Raw genomic sequence first — 14,797 nt, forward strand, 5'->3', positions numbered from 1 at the left:
ACAAATTTAGCAAAATCAGATAGCATAAGGAATAGTATTTTTAAAATAATTTTTTGGGCGACTGTTTCCGCCTGAAATTTAGACGGAGTCTCTCGAAGCGTTACCAGTTTTTTTCCACTTCGTTCCGTAAAAAGAGCTCCATTCAAGTCGGGTCGCAAATTAGGATTCGAAATGAAAATCGTCGCCAATCCATCCATTTTCGTTATTTTTGATAAATTTTTAGTCATGAAAAAACTGCTGTTATCATTCGTTGTTATTTCCCAATTTGCTTTTGCGCAATTCACCGACATTAATATTGTAAAAGAAATTCATACCAAAGAAAAAGGTTTGGTCGTTTCTGCACATCCATTAGCAAGTGAAGCCGGAGCGAAAATCATGAAAATGGGCGGCAATGCTTACGATGCAGTCATCGCAACTCAATACGCTTTAGCAGTCGTTTATCCGCAAGCCGGAAATATCGGTGGCGGTGGTTTTTTAGTTGGCGTAAAAAATAACGGTGAGAAATTTACCATCGATTTCCGCGAAACCGCACCGGAGAAGTCATTCAGAGATATGTATCTTGATAAAAAAGGAAATGCCAATACCGATCTGTCTCAAAACGGAAGATTGGCAGTCGGGATTCCCGGTTCTATTGCCGGATTTTATGCGACCTTGAAATATGCGAAATTGCCGATGGAAAAACTGATTCAGCCGGCAATCAATTTAGCGGAGAAAGGTTTTGCAATCACAGAGAAAGAAGCCGATTTGCTCAATAATCAAATGGAATTCTTTAACCAGCATAATAAAAATAAAACCGTTTTTCAGAAAGCAACACCATGGAAACAGGGCGACATTCTCATTCAGAAAGAATTGGCAGCAACATTAAAACTGATTCAGAAAAACGGCGCAAAAGGTTTTTATGAAGGGAAAATCGCTCAGTTGATTATTGAGGAAATGAAGCGCGGAAACGGAATTATTACTTTAAATGATCTGAAGAATTATAAAGTAGTGGAAAGAAAACCCATCACTTTTAATTACAAAGGAAACGAAATCGTATCCATGCCTTTGCCTTCCAGCGGCGGAATTCTTTTAGCCCAAATGCTGAAAATGAGCAGTTTCGAAAATGTCGAAAAGTACCAACAGAACTCTACGCCGGCCGTGCAAATTATGGTGGAAGCCGAGCGCCGCGCTTTTGCGGACAGAGCAGAATATATGGGAGATCCCGGATTTATTAAAGATAAAACAGAAATGTTGATTTCCGATGAGTATCTGAAAAACCGCTGGAAATCTTTTAATAAAAATGCAGCGACTCCAAGTTCAGAAGTCGGAAAAATTATTCCGCAACCCAAAGAATCTACAGAAACTACGCACATCTCCATCGTAGATAAAGACGGAAATGCTGTGGCGGTTACAACAACCTTGAACGGGTTGTACGGAAGCAAAGTGGTCGTTTCCGGTGCAGGTTTTTTCCTGAACAACGAAATGGATGATTTCTCCGTAAAACCAGGTGTTCCCAATATGTTTGGTGCTGTTGGCGGTGAAGCTAACTCCATTCAACCGGGAAAAAGAATGTTGAGTTCAATGACGCCAACCATCGTTTTGAAAAATGGAAAACCGTATATCATCGTGGGAACTCCTGGCGGGACTACGATTCCAACTTCGGTTTACCAATCGATTGTGAATGTGATTGATTTTAAACTGAGCCCGAATATGTCGGTAAATACCCCGAAATTTCATCATCAGTGGCTTCCGGAAACCGTTATGGTAGAGAAGAATTTTCCGGAAACAACGATAACGGCTTTAGAAAAAATGAATTATAAAATCGAAAGGGTTTCCCAAATCGGAAGAACAGAAATGATCGTTATCGACGAAAAAGGGAATGCAGTTGCTGTCGCAGACGGACGTGGCGATGATTCGGTGGGAGTAGAATAATTTAAGATGATAAAAAATAACGGAAATAAAAATTTTATAAGAGAAAAAGTACTTTCGTATAAACCAGATTTCGATTTAGAAATTTTAGAGATTGGTTAAAAAAATACAATAAAAGGTTTTTATCGATCGATAAAAATTTATTTCCCTGCTAATTTTTTCAGCATTCCATTAAAGATCAAACCGTGAAAAGGCAGGACAGAATACCAATACAGTCTTCCCGATAAACCAAGCGGACGAAAAGTAGCTTCCTGATGTAGGATGCCATTTTTGATTTTAAATTCCAGCCAGGCTTCCCCCGGAAGTTTCATTTCGGCAAAAAGCAAAAGCCGTTTTTTATCTCTGTCAGCGTACAAAACCCGCCAAAAATCTACAGAATCCCCGGCTTCTAAATGATTAACATTTCTGCGGCCCCGTCTTAAACCAACACCGCCAAAAAGTTTATCTAAAAATCCACGGATCCGCCAAAGGAAATCTGCATAATACCAACCGGTTTTTCCCCCGATACTGAAAATCCGTTCTAAAGTTGCTGCTTCATCATCCACTTTTATTTCCCGGACATCTTTAAAACAACCTTCGTCTGGAACTTCTAAATATTGCCAGACTTGGCGGCTGTGAAACTGATTGCTGAAGGAATCAAACCAACTCGACAAAACATCATTCTGCTTGATTTTATCAAATGCCTGACGAATCGCTTCCTGATAAGAAAAAAGGTGAATGTTTAACTGCTCTGCCAAAGTATTTTGCTGGGCGACCACATCGATTTTCATCGAATCAACTAAGTTTTTTGCCAGGAAATAACTGGTAGAAGTCACAAAATACAGCCAGTAAGAAGACAGTTTCGGCGTCATCACCGGAACGATGAAAATATGACGTTTCAAACCCCGGATTTCTGCGTACTGCAAAAGCATTTCTTTGTAAGTGAGAATGTCGGTCCCGGCGATATCGTAATTTTGATTATAGGTAAATTCTTTTCCCAAAACGCCTACCAAAAACTGCATCACATTTCTTATCGCGATCGGCTGACATTTGGTATTGAGCCATTTCGGCGTAATCATGACCGGTAATTTTTCAACCAGATCTCTAATGATTTCAAAAGACGCACTTCCCGAACCCACGATAATCCCGGCCCGAAGACTGGTTAAGCTGTAAACAGAACTTTTCAGTGCTTCTTCTACATTTTTCCTGGATTGAAGATGTTTGGAAAGTTTTTGTTCATTAATAATTCCTGTCAGAAAAATCACCTGTTTTACCGAAGTTTTTTCTAAAGCATGGCGAAAATTCTCTGCGGAAATTTTTTCCTTTTCCTGAAAATCTCCTTCGCTGGAAGACATCGAATGAATTAAATAATAAGCTGCTTCTATATCTTGCGGAATCGTATTTAAAGAATTTACGTCTAAAAAATCATTCTCAATAACTTCAATTTGATTGAGTTTTTCTTTAAATAATTTAAGCCCGAAACGATTTTTATCCCTTACAGAACATACCACATGATGACCTTCTTCCAGCAACTGAATCAGAAGTCTTTTGCCAATATAACCGGTAACGCCTGTAAGAAAAATTTTCATGATGCAAATGTTTTTTCTAAAATTTTGAAACGGCTTTCAAAGATGAATTTCACTTTATTCCGCACCAATTTTCCGGCCAGAAAATCTCCTAAAATTCCGAAGGGCATTTTGAAATTAATGATGTCGGTCATTTTCACTTTTCCATTTGCTACTTCTTCAAAATGATGTTCGTGATGCCACATCGCATAGGGACCGAATCTTTGTTCATCCACAAAAAACTTATGATCTTCCAAATGCGTGATTTCTGTAATCCAGTTCGATTTTATAAATGGTAAAACGCCGATTTTATAAGTGATAATTTGACCTTTGTACGTTTTGTCCGGTGGATTATTGGTGATCCTAAAATCCATTTCTTTCGGCGTGATTTTATCTAAATTCGTTGGCAATGTAAAGAATTTCCAAGCTTTATCAAGTGAAAGCGGTAAAATTTGTTCGGAAGTCAACGTGTAAATTCCTGATTGTTTGGTTAAATTAATTTTCATCGGTGGATTTAAATAATTTCTTGGTTTTTAAATATTCGAACAAAAGCGTAATCGAGTAGAGCAGGGCGAAACAGTAAAAACTGTCTTCCACCGGAATCGTTCCCATCCGGATTCCCAGATTCTGAGTGTCGTCATAAGAAACGACGGGCAAATCAGAATAACTTCCTGTTAAAGCCGAATTTACAAAGTAGAAAGGGATAAATATAATGATGAAACTCAGGTAAAACCGTTGTGCATATTTCCACTCAAAAATAATCTGACCTAACATTAATAATGTAAATAATCCGATACAAACAAAGGTGTACATTTTATCATAATTAAAAACGGTTAGCAATAAACCGACCGCGAAAAGAACGTAAGTAATCCATTTCGTCACCTTTGCAGATAATTCAATATTCGGAAAGAAATATTTTAAAGAATAATGAATAAAGATACTTGCATAAGGAATCAGCAAGAAAAATAACCATTCCTCAACCGGCAATTTAAGAATCCTGAAACCGACTAAATATTGGTCATTAAAAGCCCAGACATTTTGATAAGCGAAATAACTGTCCCACAGAATAAAGAAAATTCCGACCGTCATAATCGAGGTGAAATAAGCTTTCCAGTGCTGAATGAAATGCATTCTTTTCTTCTCAAAACTGTAGAGAAAAGGAATTAAAAAACTGAAAATATCTAAAAGTAAGTAATAATACGATTGCAAAATTTATTTTTTTAAAGTTGATAATCGGGCTTCTTTGAAGTAATGTAGTGGCACGAATAACATCCCGAAACATTCTCCTTCTTCTTTTCCTAAATGTTTATGGTGCATTTTGTGTGCTTTTCTCAACCCACGGAAATACCAGTTATTGGTTTTATCAAACCATTTGAAACGGCGGTGAATTAAGACATCGTGAACCAGAAAATAACACATTCCGTAAATTAAAATTCCTAAGCCGACGAAGAACATCCAGTTCAGTTCGCCACGCGTTCCGAAGTAAAAAAGCAAAATACTCGGGATTGCGAAAACGACAAAAAAAGCATCGTTTTTTTCAAATACATGAGGGTAACCGGGTTGATGATGATCTTCGTGCAAATACCAACCCAAACCGTGCATGATGTATTTGTGCGTAAGCCAGGTAACGCCTTCCATGCTGATAACAATTGCGATTGTTAACAGGATATATCCAATAATTTCCATTTTATAATTTTAAATAATCTTTGATGTATAGTTTCAAATCTTCATCATTTGTGTTTTTGTATTCCTGCGCTAAAAAATTCCGGTCTTCTTTAATCTGCTGGTTGTATCCTAAAATCGAGGGCGTTTTTTCCTGGGTGATTAAACGCATTAATCTGATTTCTAAATTTTTAGGATCTGCTTTTAAAGCCTGTTCCATTGTTCTCTTTCCCTCATTAAAGTAAGACATTTTCTTCAGTGGATTAAAGGCATGTTTTGCCATAAAGAATTTCCCGACCGCCAAAAATCCCCCGTAAATCGGTTCTTTCGAATTCCGGTAAGCAGTGCTGGATTTTTCAATCAATATTTTTGCTGATTTTTCAGAACTTTCACCCGTTTTTAGCAAAGTTCGTAATTCTTTAACATTTTGAGAAAACATGATATTGGAAATCAATAGGATTAATAGCAAACTCAATTTTTTCATTACAGCAGATTCAGATTTTTGTTTAAAATCATTTCTCCAAAGAGGTACATTTTTCGGGCATTTGAAACGCGTATTCTTTTGGTTAAAAGCAATTCTGGTTTTGTCCTTCTTATTTTCTTAAACAAATTAAAGTAATATTTGTAGGCCATAAAAACGGCTAACCTGCTTGAAATTGGAAGCATTTTAATTCCAATTTTAGCGTGTTCGAAATCTTTGGCGATATCTTTTTCAATTTCGATTTTATCTTTTTCGGAAAAGTTTTTAAAATCGACTCCCGGAAAATAAGTCCGGTTGAGATCAAGAAAATCAGCGCTGATGTCCCTTAAAAAATTAATCTTTTGAAAAGCGGCTCCTAAACTCTGTGCATAAGGTTTTAACTTTTCATATTCTTCTATATTGCCATTAACAAAGACTTTAAGACACATCAACCCTACAACTTCAGCAGAACCGTAAATATATTCGTTGTATTTTTCATCATTCAGATCTTTAATTTCTCCCAAATCCATTTTCATTGAATGCAGAAAAGCATCAACCAAATCCTGCGGAATATTTTTCTCACGCTGCGTTAAACAGAAGGAATGTAAAATTGGATTGAGGGAAATACCGTTTTCTTTTGCAGAATGATAATTTCTCTCAAATTCTGCCATTAATTTAACTTTGTCATAATCGTGAAAAGTATCCACAATCTCATCTGCCAATCGTACAAATCCGTAAATGTTATAGATATGCTGGCGGATTTCCGGTTGAAAAAGAGAAGACGCCTTGTAAAATGAGGTGCTGTATTTTTCGGTGACCATCTTCGAAGATTGCCCACAAAATGCATTGAAAATTTCTAAATTATTCATGGTTAGAATATTTTGTTTTGATGTTGAAGAATGTAATCTGTCACTACTTTTCCGGAGATTAAAGCGGGCGGAACTCCTGGACCGGGAACGGTTAATTGACCGGTGTAGAAAAGATTCTTAAGTTTTTTATTGCTGATGCTCGGTCGCAAAACCGAAGTCTGTAATAAGGTGTTGGCCAAACCGTACGCATTTCCACGGCAAGAGTTGTACCGCTCTTTGAAATCCTGTACGCCAAAACTTTTCTTGAACAATACAGAGCTTCGTAAATCCACCCCAATATTTTTTTCTACACGATCCATTATTAATTCAAAATATTGATCATGAATTTCCTGACTGTCCTCTAAATCTACGGCTACAGGAATTAGAAAAAAACCAACTTCTTTTCCTTCCGGACATAAATTTAAGTCGGTTTTCGAAGAGAAATTTGCGTAGAACAAAGGTTTCGTTGGCAGCTTCGGTTCATCATAAATGTCAACTGCATGTTGCCCGAAATCGGTATCAAAGAATAAATTGTGATGCTGCAGTTCCGGAACTTTTTTATCAAAGGCTACATAATATAAGAAGGAAGACGGCGCGAACACTTTCTTCTGCCAATATTTGTCGCTGTAGTTTTTTTGATCAGGATTTAAAAGTTGCTCGGTATGAGCATAATCCGCGCCGGAAATTACCAAATCTGTTTCGAAAGAATCAGTTGTTGTAATAACTTTTGTTGCTTTAGTGCTTTCAGTTTCAATTTGAATTACATTTTGATTAAGGTGAAATTCAACGCCCAGTTCTTTCGCCAATTTCACCATTCCTAAAGCAACTGCATTAAAACCTCCTTTCGGATACCAGGTTCCCAAACCAAAATCAGCGTGATTCATAAAGTTATAAAACGCCGGTGTATTCTGAGGTTTCGCTCCCAAAAAAAGAACGGGAAATTCCAGAATGCTTTGAAGTTTTGGATTTCTGATGTTCTTTCTTACCGTCTGCGAAATGTTTTGAACAAACAAATTTAATCTGATGGCAGTCTCTAAACTGACCAGTTCTAATAAAGATTTTCCGGGATTATACACCAAATCTTTCATGGCGATTTCGTAATTCTTGCGGGAATCTTCCATGAATTTGCGCAGATGTTTTCCGCTTCCTGGTTCTACTTCTTCAAATTTGGCAATGATTTTTTCGGGTTCATCAGAAATATCGATATAGTCATCTTTCCCGAAAATAACTCTGTAACCGGGAGATAACTTCTTTAATTCATAATAATCAGAAACATTTTTGCCAAAATCGGCAAAAAATCGTTCGAAAATATCCGGCATCCAATACCAACTTGGTCCCATGTCAAATTTAAATCCATCAATTTCCAGCATAGAAGCACGGCCGCCTAACTGTTCATTTTTTTCTAAAACCTGAACAGAATACCCTGCTTTAGCCATGTAACAGGCAGAAGCAATAGCGGAAAATCCGGATCCGATAATGATTACTTTTTTCATCTCTTTTAATAATGGAACAAAAATATACTTTTATTTTATAAATAGAAAATATATTTACTAAATTTGTCAAATGTTAGTAATAAGATAAGAAAAATACGGATTCACCGGCAGAAAAATTTTAGATCTTTATGACGCATACCTTCATAATATTTATATAAAAGGATGAAAAGTGAATTACGAAGTGTTCGAACGTATTTTGCGAGGTTAAATTCTTATAAAATATTCTAAGTGAAGTATCTTTGTAAGGTATTTTGAGGAACTTCAAAAACTTTAGTGAACCATGGAATTAAATTTAATTATAGAGATTTTAAAAGAACTCGATTCTTTTCAGAAAATTCAGCCGGGAAGTCAAAAAACGCTGGAAGATTTCAGAATGTATCTCAATGAAAAAGCCTACGAAAAAGAAAACCCCAGAAATTTAACCGAAAAGTTTGATCTGGAAGTGAACGATCTTGAAAACGAAATTGCTAAACAGGTAATTATGCTCGGTCGGTATTCTAAACAATTGATTCGTAAGTCTTTGGATGGTAATCCTAATTTAGTTAATGAAGATTTTACCTATCTTTTCAGAATGATGGATTATCCGTCACTGACCAAAATGCAGTTGATTGAAAAAAATGCTCATGAAAAACAAACCGGTATCGAAATTATCAAAAGGTTGGTGAAAAATGGTCTGTTAGTGGAAAGTCCCGACCAAAATGATAAAAGGAGCACCCGTATTTCGGTAACTGAAAAAGGAAAAAAAGTTTTCCTGAAATCGATGAAAGAGATCACCATGGTCTCTAAAATTATGTGCGGAAAACTCAACGGGGAAGAAAAAGAAAATTTGCTGAATTATTTGAAAAAACTAAACACTTTTCACCACACCGTTTACACGAATTTTAAAAATGAAGAATTGGTGAGAATCTTTCAAATGGTAGATCATGACTGAAAAAGTTTCTATATTTTGGTTCCGGAGAGATTTGAGATTGTCTGATAATCACGGATTATTTGAAGCGCTGAAATCTGCTGAAAACGTTTTACCCATTTTTATTTTCGATACCGAAATTCTTTTGAAACTCGAAAATAAGGAAGATAAAAGAGTCGACTTTATTGTTCAGGTTTTGCAGATTTTGAATCAGTTTTTAGAAAAATCGGGAAAATCAATTAAGATTTTTCATGGGAAACCTTTAAATATATTTAAAGAACTTATTGAGAATTACGACATAGAAAACGTTTTCTGCAATGAAGATTATGAACCGCAAGCCATTAAACGAGATGATGAAATTGCGCAGTTCTTAAGTGAAAAAAATATTGGATTTCAGTCTTATAAAGATCAGGTCCTTTTTCATAAAGGCGATATTTTAAAGTCCGACGGAAGTCCGTACACAATTTACACGCCCTATTCAAAGCAGTGGTTAAAAATGTATAATGATGAAGAAGAGGAGTCTTATCCCAGTGAGAAACTCCTTCATCATTTACTTGATGTAGAAAAGCAGGAAATTTCCCTGCAAAAAATAGGATTCAAAAAGACAGTTTATCAGTTTGAAGCTCCAACCATAAATCGTGAAATTTTGAAGAATTATCACGAAACCCGCAATTTCCCGACGACGCCAACTTCTGAAATGAGTGTTCATCTTCGTTTCGGGACAGTAAGCATTAGAAAACTGGCTGCTGAAGCCAGAAAACTGAATGAGACTTATTTAAAGGAATTGATTTGGCGGGAATTTTTTATGCAGATTCTCTATCATTTTCCGAAAGTGGTACATGAATCCTTCAAAAGAAAATACGACAATATTCAATGGTTGTATGACGAAGAACTTTTACAAAAATGGCAGGAAGGACAAACCGGATATCCACTTGTAGATGCCGGAATGCGGGAACTCAACGAAACAGGTTTGATGCACAACCGCGTAAGAATGGTTTGTGCAAGTTTCTTTACCAAACATCTTTTAATGGACTGGCGAATTGGTGAAGCCTATTTTGCGGAAAAATTATTAGATTACGATTTGTCTGCAAATAATGGAAACTGGCAGTGGAGTGCGGGAACGGGTTGTGATTCGGCGCCTTATTTTCGAGTTTTCAATCCGGAAGAACAACAGAAAAAATTCGATCCTGATTTTAAATATATTAAAAAATGGGTAAAAGAATTCGGAACAAAAGATTATCCGGAACCGGCTGTTGAACACAAATTTGCGCGTTTGCGTGCTTTGGAAACGTATAAAAAAGGATTGCAGGATCTGTGATTTTTTAATGCATAACAGACAAAAGCTTTTATGCGAAATGCGAAAAAAAAGATTAGTAAAATTTTTATTCAAAAATTAACCATTAAGTTTTTCATGAAGGAATTAAGAGCATTAAGGTTCTCTCGGAAATTCCACTATGAACTTTTTATTCTTTTTAATACCTTAAAAATGATGAAAATCTGTTGTTTTTTTTGCGGTAAAAATCCTAGTTTACATCAAAATCTTCAGACTTTTAGGTAGCACTTTAATATGAATAGGAGAGTCGATTTCGTTGTATTCACCGTCTAAATGCCAGTCTTTGGTATCCACTGTAAAATCAATTTCCGGGACAGAAAGGAAAGTTACATATTTGTTTTCTTTTAACGTTTTAGAAAACATTCTGAAGGCAAATGCGGCACCATGATGCAAAGGGAATTTTTTCACCAAAACAATTTCTGCCAAACCATCCACCGTACTTGCGTGCGGAGCGATATAAGCATTATTCCCGAACTGCCGGGTATTGGCGACGTTTAACATTAAATATTCGCCATTGTGTTTCTTAAACTCTTCTGACGAAAATTTCACTTGGATCGGTTTATAATTAAAGAAAGTTTTTATCGACGTTTTAATATAGTTTTTAAAACCGCGGCTTGTTTTTTCAAATTCCCTGACCACTTTTCCATCGAAACCCGTTCCTGAAACATTAATTGAAAGCCGGTCATTCACTTTAAAAGTGTCTATTTCCCGGTATTTATTTGCTTTTATTTTTGCTAAAAGCTCATCCAGATTTTTAGTAAAATTCGTTTCATTTGAAAATCCGTTTCCTGAACCTGCCGGAAAAATGGCCAGGATTTTACCGGTATTAATCAACTGCTTCGCGACGGAAGAAATAGTTCCGTCGCCACCTACGGCAACAAAAATATCAACGTTTGCAAAATTGTCACTAATGAACTGTTCAGTTCCCTCTAAAGATTCTGAGATATAGAAATGAGGGTTTTCAACCTGTTTTTGAAGGGAATCCAAAAAAGGCTGGTAGTTTTTCTTTGCGGAAAAAGGATTGATAATAAAGGCGACATTCTTCATGGTTGGCAAAAATAGAAAAAGCAAGCGATAAAAACCTGCTTTTAAGAAATTTTATAAATTTTGTCGTTTGATGAACTCGTCTGTTAAAAGTGGTTTAATATCCGAAAGAGGAACTTTGATTAAAACCGTACCCGCCGCATACGCGGTTATTTCATACTGGTTATAAAGGAAATAAAGGTTTTTATCATCAAAATAAAAATTGTTATTCAATGGGATTTCTTTGACTAAGAGCATTTCAACTTGACCTTTATCTCCATCATTTTGAGTAAAATTGGCCATTAGAATTGGATTCCATAAAGCGGAATCCTGATTAGAAAGAATGTCTGCTAATTGCAGCGTTTTATTGTTCTGTAAGTCAAAAACTTTATAAGTTTCAAAATAATAGCCGTGAGCGCCACCCGTATAGCCATCGCCAGTGTACTGAACAGTCAGGAAATTATTTCGGTGAGAAACCAGATTCATATCCGAATTTTTTTCCCAGTTTTGGGCGAATTCAGGTTTGTAATCTTGTAAGGCATTCTTCTCTTCTTCATAAAATTCTTTCATTTTTAAATCTAGTGCCGCCGCGATATTGGCTTTGGAATATTCATCTAACCGAATTTCTTTTGGAGCATAAATAGAATCTAAAAGTGTTTTGTTTTTAAGAGTTGGAAAAAGCAATATTTTAGATTGAAATTTGACGGTGAGATTTTTGTCAATTTTTAGCGAATCGTTCACTTTCACGGAATCAAGCGGAAAGTTTCCGGTGGTAGCAGTGATTTTTTCAACGGTTTCATTCGACGTTTCGGTGGTAGATTTTTCTTTGTTACAACTCATGAATGAAACTGCAAATATGACTGATATGACCAATAAATTTTTCATTCTGAAATTTAATAAAAATATATAACTTATAAAAGTGGAAATTCAAATTTTAAGGTTTAAAAAAAACCGTCAAATTGACGGCTCCTTACAAAAATAATCATCGTTATTTTCTGTCGTCAGGCAAAGCGTTTGGGTTATAAACTGAATCGCCGAAAGCGAGAACCGGAAAACCGATAAATGGCAATATCACCAAAAGAACCGTCATTAAAGTATCTTTACCGAAGAATTTGGATAAGCGGTCTGCCATCATAATTCCGAAAATGATATTGAGTAATGGAATCAGCAACATGATAAACCACCAAATAGGTTTTTTAACGATGTCAAGCAAAACAATAGTGTTGTAAATTGGAATAAATGCTGCCCAGGCATCTTCTCTTCCTGCTTTCTGAAAAATTTTGTAGAGACAGAACGAAAAGAATAAATAGACAAATAAGTAGAAAATAAGCATTCCTAAACCCATTGCCATAGCGCCTGCCACATCGCCGGAATTCATTCCATCATAAGGATTAGTCTGTAATAAAGTCATCATAGTTTATTATTTTAAATTTTATCAAATATATAATATTATTTAATGAAATGAATTAAATTCTTACTTATTGTTAAGTCAGAATGATGATGCCATAAAAAAAGCTGTTCAAATACATGAACAGCTTTTTAATAATTTATTAAAGACAATTAAACATCAATTTTCGCATAGATCGCGTTTTTCTCGATGAAATCTCTTCTTGGTGGTACTTCATCACCCATTAACATTGAGAATACGTTGTCTGCCTCTGCTAAACTTTCAATGGTAACTTGTTTCAGGATTCTGCGTTCAGGATTCAAAGTGGTATCCCAAAGCTGTTCCGGGTTCATTTCCCCAAGACCTTTATAACGCTGAACTTCTACACCTTTTCCGTCTGGGGACAACTCAAGAGTAACCTCTTCGCGTTCTTTCTCGTTGTAAGCATAGATTTTTTTGTTTCCTTTTTTCAATAAATATAAAGGAGGTTGAGCGATATAGATATATCCGTTCTCGATTAATTCCTTCATATATCTAAAGAAAAAGGTGAGGATCAAAGTGGAAATGTGAGCTCCGTCAATATCCGCATCGGTCATAATCACCACTTTGTGGTAACGTAATTTTGCGATATTCAGAGCTTTACTGTCTTCTTCAGTTCCTACAGAAACGCCCAGTGCAGTGTAGATATTCTTGATTTCTTCGTTGTCGTAAACTTTGTGAACCATTGATTTTTCAACGTTCAGGATTTTACCACGCAAAGGAAGGATCGCCTGAAAATGACGGTCACGGCCTTGTTTTGCAGTTCCACCTGCTGAATCTCCCTCGACTAGAAACAGTTCAGAAATAGCAGGATCTTTGGAAGAACAGTCGGAAAGTTTTCCCGGAAGTCCACTTCCGCCCATCGGCGATTTACGCTGAACGAGCTCTCTTGCTTTTTTCGCAGCCTGTCTCGCTTTCGCTGCAAGAACTACTTTTTGTACGATGAGTTTGGCTTCGCTTGGATTTTCTTCTAAGAAATTAGAAAGCATTTCACCCACGATTTTGTCAACCGCGCCGGCAACTTCTGAGTTTCCTAATTTCGTTTTGGTTTGTCCTTCGAACTGAGGCTCCATTACTTTTACCGAAATTACTGCAGTTAATCCCTCACGGAAATCATCACCGGTAACTTCTACTTTTTCTTTTGCGGGAAGTCCTAGTTCATCAGCAAATTTCTTTAATGTTCTCGTTAGCGCTCTTCTGAAACCCGCAAGGTGAGTTCCACCTTCATGCGTATTAATATTGTTCACGTAAGAGTGAAGATTCTCAGTATAAGAAGTGTTGTATCTCATGGCAACTTCCACAGGAATACTGTCTTTTTCACCTTCCATGAAAATTACATTATTCATGATGCTTTCACGGTTTCCGTCGATGTATTCTACAAACTCTTTTAAACCACCTTCAGAGTGGAATGTGTCATGTTTCTGTACGCCTTCTTCATCTACAACTCTTTCATCCGTCAAAGTGATGGTGATGCCTTTATTCAGATAAGAAAGTTCGCGGAGTCTGCTTGCTAAAGTATCGTAGTTATAAACCAATTCCTGGAAAATCGTATCATCCGGCTGAAAGAAAACTTCTGTTCCTCTTTCAGTAGTTGTTCCGATTTCTGCTACATCTGCCAAAGCCTTTCCTTTGGAATATTTTTGCTGATAAATTTTACCGTCTTTATAAACAGTCGCGATCAGCGAATTAGAAAGTGCATTCACACAGGAAACTCCCACACCGTGAAGACCTCCGGAAACTTTGTAAGAATCTTTATCGAATTTTCCACCGGCACCGATCTTGGTCATTACCACTTCCAGAGCGGATTTTTGCTCTTTTTCGTGGAAATCCACAGGAATACCACGGCCATTATCTTTGACACTAACGGATTCGCCTTCGTGGATCACTACAGAAATCGTGTCGCAGTGTCCTGCCAGGGCTTCATCAATAGAGTTGTCGATTACTTCATAGACCAAATGATGCAGACCTCTGGATCCTACATCTCCGATGTACATTGATGGCCGCATTCTCACATGCTCCATTCCTTCTAACGCTTGTATACTACTCGCTGTATATTCTTTTTGGCTCATATTTTTACTGTTCATCAAAGCGAACTGGCTTTGAATTTTAAATACATTTTAATTAAAGTTTGCTGAAAAAAGGAGTGTAAATACTCCATTTCAAAAGGCTAACAAAGATACTGAATTCCGCCGG

General features: G+C 36.5%; 14 protein-coding genes. 3 read left to right on the forward strand and 11 right to left on the reverse strand.

The window, feature by feature from the left end; translation table 11 throughout:
• The first annotated feature begins 225 nt into the window (after nucleotides 1–225).
• A complete protein-coding gene (ggt, locus tag QGN23_RS01775; protein ID WP_282905321.1) occupies nucleotides 226–1,911 on the forward strand; it encodes a gamma-glutamyltransferase in 1,686 nt (561 codons plus the stop codon).
• Between the two features lie 137 nt (nucleotides 1,912–2,048).
• On the opposite strand, the gene QGN23_RS01780 is transcribed toward ggt, so the two are convergent.
• The 7 genes from QGN23_RS01780 to QGN23_RS01810 are packed head-to-tail and all read right to left on the reverse strand — an operon-like array spanning nucleotide 2,049 to nucleotide 7,915.
• Nucleotides 2,049–3,476 carry an SDR family oxidoreductase gene (locus QGN23_RS01780; protein ID WP_282905322.1) on the reverse strand — a complete coding sequence of 476 codons (1,428 nt, stop codon included), beginning with the start codon at nucleotides 3,474–3,476 and terminating at the stop codon, nucleotides 2,049–2,051.
• On the reverse strand, nucleotides 3,473–3,958 hold the full coding sequence (locus QGN23_RS01785) for an SRPBCC family protein (protein ID WP_282905323.1): 486 nt from the start codon (nucleotides 3,956–3,958) through the stop codon (nucleotides 3,473–3,475). Before QGN23_RS01785 ends, QGN23_RS01780 begins: the two co-directional genes overlap by 4 nt.
• The gene (locus QGN23_RS01790; RefSeq protein WP_282905324.1) at nucleotides 3,948–4,661 is read right to left on the reverse strand and encodes a lycopene cyclase domain-containing protein; all 714 of its coding nucleotides are present in this window, start codon (nucleotides 4,659–4,661) and stop codon (nucleotides 3,948–3,950) included. Before QGN23_RS01790 ends, QGN23_RS01785 begins: the two co-directional genes overlap by 11 nt.
• 3 nt (nucleotides 4,662–4,664) lie before the next feature.
• The gene (locus tag QGN23_RS01795; RefSeq protein WP_282905325.1) at nucleotides 4,665–5,138 is read right to left on the reverse strand and encodes a sterol desaturase family protein; all 474 of its coding nucleotides are present in this window, start codon (nucleotides 5,136–5,138) and stop codon (nucleotides 4,665–4,667) included.
• 1 nt (nucleotide 5,139) lies between these two features.
• Nucleotides 5,140–5,598, reverse strand: coding sequence for a hypothetical protein (locus tag QGN23_RS01800; protein ID WP_282905326.1), 459 nt, complete (start codon nucleotides 5,596–5,598; stop codon nucleotides 5,140–5,142).
• Nucleotides 5,598–6,443 (reverse strand): phytoene/squalene synthase family protein, encoded by an 846-nt coding sequence (locus tag QGN23_RS01805; RefSeq protein WP_282905327.1) that lies wholly within the window; start codon nucleotides 6,441–6,443, stop codon nucleotides 5,598–5,600. The genes QGN23_RS01800 and QGN23_RS01805 overlap by 1 nt, the downstream gene beginning before the upstream one ends.
• A 2-nt stretch (nucleotides 6,444–6,445) precedes the next feature.
• On the reverse strand, nucleotides 6,446–7,915 hold the full coding sequence (locus QGN23_RS01810; RefSeq protein ID WP_282905328.1) for a phytoene desaturase family protein: 1,470 nt from the start codon (nucleotides 7,913–7,915) through the stop codon (nucleotides 6,446–6,448).
• 280 nt (nucleotides 7,916–8,195) lie between these two features.
• On the opposite strand from QGN23_RS01810, the gene QGN23_RS01815 reads away from it, so the two are divergent.
• Both QGN23_RS01815 and QGN23_RS01820 read left to right on the forward strand, forming a co-directional pair.
• Nucleotides 8,196–8,846, forward strand: coding sequence for a MarR family winged helix-turn-helix transcriptional regulator (locus QGN23_RS01815; protein WP_282905329.1), 651 nt, complete (start codon nucleotides 8,196–8,198; stop codon nucleotides 8,844–8,846).
• Complete coding sequence (locus tag QGN23_RS01820; RefSeq protein WP_282905330.1) at nucleotides 8,839–10,140, forward strand: cryptochrome/photolyase family protein; 1,302 nt, start codon at nucleotides 8,839–8,841, stop codon at nucleotides 10,138–10,140. Before QGN23_RS01815 ends, QGN23_RS01820 begins: the two co-directional genes overlap by 8 nt.
• 210 nt (nucleotides 10,141–10,350) lie before the next feature.
• Here the strand turns inward: QGN23_RS01820 and QGN23_RS01825 are convergent, their stop codons facing one another.
• From QGN23_RS01825 to gyrB, 4 genes are all read right to left on the reverse strand, one after another.
• Nucleotides 10,351–11,202: a diacylglycerol/lipid kinase family protein gene (locus tag QGN23_RS01825; protein ID WP_282905331.1), complete on the reverse strand. Its 852-nt coding sequence runs from the start codon at nucleotides 11,200–11,202 to the stop codon at nucleotides 10,351–10,353.
• A gap of 51 nt (nucleotides 11,203–11,253) precedes the next feature.
• Entirely contained in the window at nucleotides 11,254–12,063 is an 810-nt protein-coding gene (locus QGN23_RS01830) for an RsiV family protein (RefSeq protein ID WP_282905332.1), read from the reverse strand.
• 103 nt (nucleotides 12,064–12,166) lie between these two features.
• Complete coding sequence (locus tag QGN23_RS01835) at nucleotides 12,167–12,592, reverse strand: DUF5684 domain-containing protein (protein ID WP_282905333.1); 426 nt, start codon at nucleotides 12,590–12,592, stop codon at nucleotides 12,167–12,169.
• A gap of 146 nt (nucleotides 12,593–12,738) precedes the next feature.
• Nucleotides 12,739–14,673, reverse strand: a complete 1,935-nt coding sequence (gene gyrB / locus QGN23_RS01840) for a DNA topoisomerase (ATP-hydrolyzing) subunit B (RefSeq protein WP_282905334.1) — start codon at nucleotides 14,671–14,673, stop codon at nucleotides 12,739–12,741.
• Nucleotides 14,674–14,797: the final 124 nt, after the last annotated feature.

Origin of the sequence: Chryseobacterium gotjawalense, assembly GCF_030012525.1 — a bacterium.
GTDB lineage: Bacteria > Bacteroidota > Bacteroidia > Flavobacteriales > Weeksellaceae > Kaistella > Kaistella gotjawalense.

Bases quoted from the DNA above. Each gene is read 5' to 3' on its own strand.
- QGN23_RS01785 (WP_282905323.1), bottom strand. From the start codon at position 3,958: ATGAAAATTAATTTAACCAAACAATCAGGAATTTACACGTTGACTTCC.
- QGN23_RS01800 (WP_282905326.1), bottom strand. From the start codon at position 5,598: ATGAAAAAATTGAGTTTGCTATTAATCCTATTGATTTCCAATATCATG.
- ggt (WP_282905321.1), top strand. From the start codon at position 226: ATGAAAAAACTGCTGTTATCATTCGTTGTTATTTCCCAATTTGCTTTT.
- QGN23_RS01795 (WP_282905325.1), bottom strand. From the start codon at position 5,138: ATGGAAATTATTGGATATATCCTGTTAACAATCGCAATTGTTATCAGC.
- QGN23_RS01830 (WP_282905332.1), bottom strand. From the start codon at position 12,063: ATGAAAAATTTATTGGTCATATCAGTCATATTTGCAGTTTCATTCATG.
- QGN23_RS01835 (WP_282905333.1), bottom strand. From the start codon at position 12,592: ATGATGACTTTATTACAGACTAATCCTTATGATGGAATGAATTCCGGC.
- QGN23_RS01805 (WP_282905327.1), bottom strand. From the start codon at position 6,443: ATGAATAATTTAGAAATTTTCAATGCATTTTGTGGGCAATCTTCGAAG.
- QGN23_RS01815 (WP_282905329.1), top strand. From the start codon at position 8,196: ATGGAATTAAATTTAATTATAGAGATTTTAAAAGAACTCGATTCTTTT.
- QGN23_RS01810 (WP_282905328.1), bottom strand. From the start codon at position 7,915: ATGAAAAAAGTAATCATTATCGGATCCGGATTTTCCGCTATTGCTTCT.
- QGN23_RS01820 (WP_282905330.1), top strand. From the start codon at position 8,839: ATGACTGAAAAAGTTTCTATATTTTGGTTCCGGAGAGATTTGAGATTG.
- gyrB (WP_282905334.1), bottom strand. From the start codon at position 14,673: ATGAGCCAAAAAGAATATACAGCGAGTAGTATACAAGCGTTAGAAGGA.
- QGN23_RS01780 (WP_282905322.1), bottom strand. From the start codon at position 3,476: ATGAAAATTTTTCTTACAGGCGTTACCGGTTATATTGGCAAAAGACTT.
- QGN23_RS01825 (WP_282905331.1), bottom strand. From the start codon at position 11,202: ATGAAGAATGTCGCCTTTATTATCAATCCTTTTTCCGCAAAGAAAAAC.